A 5,182-nucleotide genomic window follows, 5' to 3' on the forward strand; every position below is an offset into this window, starting at 1 on the left:
GAAGGCGCCGGCCGTCACGATCGATGTGACCAGGGAACCGCTCGAGCTGCCGACCATTCCCAACGGCCTCGATACGCTGCAGTCGCAGGTGGAAGAGATCGTGTCCAAGGTCAACAAAGCGCCCTTCGCGCAGATCGGCAACGACCTGCGCACCACGCTCGCGAGCCTCGACAAGACGCTGACCAGCGCCGAGCAACTGACGACGACGCTGAACAACGACGTAGCGCCGGAAGCCATCGCGGCGATGAAGGACGCGCGCAAGACCATGAGCGCGGTCGAACGCACGCTCGCGCAGGACTCGCCGCTGCAGCAGGACGCGCGACAGACGCTGCAGGAGCTCACGCGCACCGCCGCGTCGGTGCGCATGCTGACCGACTACCTCGAACGCCACCCCGAGTCGCTGCTGCGCGGCAAACCGGACGACAAGAAGTGAAACACCCCTCCAACTTTCCAATTGCACACGCTGCGGTGCTCGCGCTGATCCTGGGAGTCTTTCTGGTGGACGGCTGCGTGAACAGGACCGATCGCTTCTCGACGCTGACAGCGCCAGATGTCCAACCGGGACCGACTTCAAAACCTCTCGATATTCAACGAAAAGTGCCACCGGCAAGAGGCGCCTGAATATGAACGTCCTGCTGCTCGGGGCCGAAACTCAAACGCGCAACAAACTCGGCAGTGCGCTCGGGCGATCCGGCTTCACAGTCGACGTGGCCGGCCCCGGCGATGCCGAGTCGCGGCTTTCCGCCGGCAAGCCGTATGCATTGGTTCTTCTCGACGCCGCGCCGCCGACGGCAACCCGCGCTGCGATCGGTGCCGTTCGGCGCATGACCAGCGCCCCGTTGCTGGTGCTGACTGAACGAGACCGGCTGGCGGACCACTTCGAAGGACTTGCGCTGGATGCCACCGAGTACCTGGCCGGGCCTTACGCCATCGAGGATCTGCTGACGCGGGCCTGGGCGCTGACATCCCGCGATGAGAGTCCTGACGCCGCCTTGCTCCGCCTGGCGGACCTAGCCATCGACCGGAAGCGCGGCAAGGCAATTCGCCAGGGCATGGACCTCAGCCTCAGTGCCACCCTGTTCGAACTTCTGGATGTGCTCATGGCCCACAGAGGCCATGTGATGTCACGCGCCAGGCTCATCAGCGCCGTTTGGGGGGCACGCGCCAGTCATCAGCACGACAACCTGGTCACGCTCGCCATCCTGAGACTTCGTCAGAGGCTGGATGATCCGTTCGATCTGAAGCTGATTCATACAGTGCATCGCAAGGGGTATGTTCTGGAAATTCGCAATGACCACTATCTTGGATCTGGCTGAACGCTGGACATTTATCTGACAAGGAAATCCCATGAAAAGACTCGTACTTCTATTTGTAGTTTCAGCTGTCCTTTCCGGCTGTGTGGTCGTCCCATCCGAACGGGATCGCCCCTCACTCGCACGGCGCGGTCACGGTGATCGGGTCCGCGACGGTGTGCCGGACCGCTATGACCGCGACCGGGATGGTGACGGTATTCCCGACCGCTACGACCGCGCACCGAACAACCCCTATCGATGACGCGTTTCGGACAAGGCTGCCAGAAATTGCGCGAAATCGACGTGATGTGGCGCCCTGAGCACGGCGTCATTGCGCCACAAGCCGGCAAGTGAGCAACGTCGATAGACACCAGGATTTGTGCGTTGTTCTAGCCCGACTGTCGTTGGGTCCGCAAGCCTGAATAAGAAAGGCGACAGTGGTCGGCATCGAGGCGGCGCCCTCAGCGGCCTTTTTCTCCCTCGTCCCTGCCAGCGCCGAACCGCTGTCGAAAGGCAGCAGGTACGTCAATTGGGCATTCTCATGCATGTTCATCCGGTTCGCGGTTTTGAGTGGATTGGGGTTCGGCGATTTCCAGTCTCTCAAGACTTCTCCGGGAGAACCACCCGCAACAGCCTATTGAGCCTTCACATCTAGTGCAGCGTTCCGAGGCACCGTGCTCTGCCACTTCGTCTGTTCGCGGTACCCACATGCGCGTTGCCCGCTCGAAAGGAAAATCCGGCCGAACCGGCCCGCCTGCGTCGTCGACGTCATCTCCATCAGCCTCTTCCGCATCGGCCTCGACAGGCTCGCGCTGCTCGAAAGCAAATCGGCAGCCGGGTCGGCGCGCAGCGCGGTCCATCGGTCTTCGAAGCGACAGCCCCCGCCATGTCCAGGCGTACGGCGCGCGACAGCTAGAAGAGGTGGGTTGCCTCGATTGCCCGTGCAGCCACAGACAAGCCAAGCACGGCCTGCGTGTAGACGATCAAGCAGCGCAAGCACTCGGTCGTGATCCGATGCCAACGCCGAAGCGTTCAAGTAGTCAAGTGGGGTCAGGGCGTGCGACGAGTCCTTGTCAACAGGGTGCTTGGGAATGCTTGCGAGGTTCATCGGATCTGATGGTCAGTCATGAGCTATTCGGTGGCTCGCGTTGCTGCTACGTGAGCCCGGACAGTCTCTTACCGATGTCGCCATCTCCCGAAAGGATTGCTGCCCTCCCAGAGCGTCTTTTGTCCTCGTGGCGACACACTGGTATGCAAGGATTCTCACGGCATCCTCCTAACGACTCCAATGACCGTCACCCACAAGAAGACGCACCCCGAATGGGCGCGACAAGCGCCGGACCCCACGTCGTCCAAACTCCCGCCGTCCGCCCGAGCCATCGTCGAGCGCACGCGCCGCTTCTGGCAGACGCAGCGATTTCAAGAACGGCTCCAACAAACTTCGGCCTTGCCCCCGGAACCCAGATGACATCGCAAATTCGTGACAGGTCGGAGCGTATAGCACCTACCCGGAGACCTTCTGATAACCAACATCAATCTGTTTCAGGTTCTCGCGGCACGGCCTTCACCATGGTCCCCATCCTGTTCACGTTTTGGGGTTCTCTGTGCCTGCGCAACCTGCCTGGGATGACATCACCACAAGCTGTGACGGCGTCGAGCGCCCGTGATTCGCAACCGTCGTCGCGGATGCAAGTGCCGCCGCGCATCGCCCTGCTCCCGCCCGAAAGAATGGCCCTCGCTGAGGCAAACGAGCGATGCGTCGAACCGTCACGCAGAACGAACCGGTGACGCCGGCCAGATCGCCCCGCTGGATGCGGACGATGCACCGAACGAACCGAGTCTGCCAGACGCGCGAAGCGCGCGTCACCTCTGGCATTCCCTGCCGGGCATTTGCCTGGCGCTCGACGCCACAGGCTGCGAGATCGAGCTCGAGACAGAGGGACCGATGACCGGTGCCCTCATCTTGTGGAGTCCCGAGAGCAAGGGACTGCTCGCCGGCCCGAATCTCGACGAACTCGAGCACATTGCCGAGCAACAGGCGAGCTACCGCGAACAGTTTCTCCACGCACCCATCGCATCGCCTTGGCACAGAAACGGGGACGATTGAGGCGGCGCCCCGCCCCGCCCCGCCCCGCCCCGCCCCGCCCCGCCCCGCCCCGCCCCGCAATCAGCGTTACACCAGTTCAAGGCATCGGTACCGTCGAACGCATGACGGTCCACCATGCGCAATCCCCTCTCGCTCACCCACACTTCCGTGCTGCTCTTTGCGACGGCGGCGTCACCGAGGTGCGATCGTTTCAACCCTCGATGAAGCCAATGCCGAGGGCCCAGGCACTCTCACGCGCGCTCGCGGACTGAGCGATGCAATCAGGTCTCCCTATGCAAACGACAGCCGAGCAAAGCGCCGTCGCCGACGCCCCTCTGTCGGGGGTGACGAAGGTCATCGCCTACGCGGGTACTGGCAAAACAACCGCCCTCGTGGCCCTGGCGCACCGGAACCGCCACTTTCGTGGGCTGTACCAGGCTTTCAACAAGTCGGCCGAACTGGACGCCCGGCCACGCTTCTCGCGCTCAGTGCAGTGCAAGACGGTCAATGCCTTAGCCTTCGGCTCGACTGGCAAGGCCTATTCGCACAAGCTCGGAAACCTGTGGCCAGTGAATGCGATCAAGCTCATGGGACTCGCATGAGACTGGAGCTTCGCCGGGCTGGTGGTCGACACCATCACGGCCTGGTGCGTGAGCGACCTCAGGGCCCAACTGGGCGATCGCCGTGGGGCCTGCGCCAACGGGTCCGGAGCACCTCCTGCGCTATGCCGCGGATGTGGCCAGCCAACTCTGGACGCGCATGTGCGATCCACGTGACGAAGCGCCGATGACGCATCGATGGCTACCTCAAGTTGTTCCAACTGCAGCACCCTGCCCTTCCCTGCGACTACCTGATGCTGGACGAGGGCCAGGACACCAATCCAGTGACCTGGGACATCGTGGGCCGGCAGGTCTGTCCCGTGGTGCTGGTGAGCGATGGCTATCAATCGATTTACCAGTTCCGCGGCGCCGTGAACGCGATGGATGCGGCGCGGGCGAGCCGAACCCTGACTCTGACCCAGAGCTTTCGCTTCGGACCGAAGGTCGCCCGCATCGCCAACGCACTGTTGTGGGGCTTCTTCGACGAGACGCTCCCACTCTCCGGGGTCGGCCGGACACTGTGGTTCGGCGCCTGCCGCCCGAGGCGCCGCGGCATGCCGTGATTGCCCGCACGAACGCACAGATTTTCGAAGAGGCTATGCGCGGCGTGCGCGAGAAGAAGACTCTCGGCTTCGCGGGTGGTGTCAACGCGTACGGTTTCGAAAAGATCATCGACACATGGCACTTGGCCGATGGGCAATTGGGGCTGGTGCGTGATCCGTTCCTGCGCAACTTCCCATCCTGGCCAGCGACAATTATCTTGAGCCGCCGCTCAGAATAGTTGACGCCGGGCAACGGATTGGCCTCCAGCGCTGTCTGCGCCATCGCCGCGAGGCCGTTGAATCCTTTGCGCATATCCGTGTGACCCGCCACGATCCACACACGGGTGTTGGCCGGCAGTCCAATCATGAGCGCCGCGCCAATGCGTGGAGTACGACGCGCAGGCGTTGGCCGTCAACCGCCCCGTGCAGCTTCAGTCGCGCGCCGAAGACCTCCAGTTCAATGTGGCCCTGCGGCGGCGGTGGTGCAGTGACCGCCACCACCGACATCCATCGGCGCAACTGATTGGCGTTGATCCCGTGCCGCAGCGCTAGGGAAGGTCTGATCAAGTCGTAAATTGGCTTGATGGCGAGCGCGTGTGCTTGTCGTTGCGCTCGCAAGCTCGTCTCACCGAGCATCCCCATGCGTTTGAGAGGCCCTTGCGG

At 62.9% G+C, this 5,182-nt stretch carries 6 protein-coding genes and 2 pseudogenes; 6 read left to right on the forward strand and 2 right to left on the reverse strand.

Annotated features, from left to right (window positions below; all coding sequences use genetic code 11):
* The 6 genes and pseudogenes from ACSFBF_RS35890 to ACSFBF_RS35915 all read left to right on the forward strand — a co-directional run.
* A pseudogene (locus tag ACSFBF_RS35890) lies at positions 1 to 433 on the forward strand (mammalian cell entry protein); the annotation flags it as partial.
* 190 nt (positions 434 to 623) lie between these two features.
* Positions 624 to 1,316 carry a winged helix-turn-helix domain-containing protein gene (locus tag ACSFBF_RS35895; protein WP_435462976.1) on the forward strand — a complete coding sequence of 231 codons (693 nt, stop codon included), beginning with the start codon at positions 624 to 626 and terminating at the stop codon, positions 1,314 to 1,316.
* Between the two features lie 1,639 nt (positions 1,317 to 2,955).
* On the forward strand, positions 2,956 to 3,399 hold the full coding sequence (locus tag ACSFBF_RS35900) for a hypothetical protein (protein WP_435462975.1): 444 nt from the start codon (positions 2,956 to 2,958) through the stop codon (positions 3,397 to 3,399).
* A 272-nt stretch (positions 3,400 to 3,671) separates the two neighbouring features.
* Entirely contained in the window at positions 3,672 to 3,980 is a 309-nt protein-coding gene (locus ACSFBF_RS35905) for a hypothetical protein (RefSeq protein ID WP_435462974.1), read from the forward strand.
* A 209-nt stretch (positions 3,981 to 4,189) separates the two neighbouring features.
* Complete coding sequence (locus tag ACSFBF_RS35910; RefSeq protein ID WP_435462973.1) at positions 4,190 to 4,540, forward strand: UvrD-helicase domain-containing protein; 351 nt, start codon at positions 4,190 to 4,192, stop codon at positions 4,538 to 4,540.
* Positions 4,537 to 4,758 (forward strand): hypothetical protein, encoded by a 222-nt coding sequence (locus tag ACSFBF_RS35915; protein WP_435462972.1) that lies wholly within the window; start codon positions 4,537 to 4,539, stop codon positions 4,756 to 4,758. The genes ACSFBF_RS35910 and ACSFBF_RS35915 overlap by 4 nt, the downstream gene beginning before the upstream one ends.
* A 14-nt stretch (positions 4,759 to 4,772) precedes the next feature.
* Here ACSFBF_RS35915 and tnpB read toward each other — a convergent pair.
* Both tnpB and ACSFBF_RS35925 read right to left on the reverse strand, forming a co-directional pair.
* Positions 4,773 to 4,886, reverse strand: a pseudogene (tnpB, locus tag ACSFBF_RS35920) (IS66 family insertion sequence element accessory protein TnpB); the annotation flags it as partial.
* Positions 4,883 to 5,182: hypothetical protein (locus ACSFBF_RS35925; RefSeq protein WP_435462971.1), on the reverse strand; the 300-nt coding region annotated here is incomplete at its 5' end. The gene ACSFBF_RS35925 and the pseudogene tnpB, both read right to left, overlap by 4 nt.

This window comes from Variovorax nivicola, assembly GCF_051216475.1.
In the GTDB taxonomy this organism is placed as follows: Bacteria; Pseudomonadota; Gammaproteobacteria; order Burkholderiales; family Burkholderiaceae_C; genus Variovorax.

Excerpts from the sequence above, each read along its gene's own strand:
- ACSFBF_RS35905 (WP_435462974.1), top strand. The coding sequence starts at position 3,672 with ATGCAAACGACAGCCGAGCAAAGCGCCGTCGCCGACGCCCCTCTGTCG.
- ACSFBF_RS35895 (WP_435462976.1), top strand. The coding sequence starts at position 624 with ATGAACGTCCTGCTGCTCGGGGCCGAAACTCAAACGCGCAACAAACTC.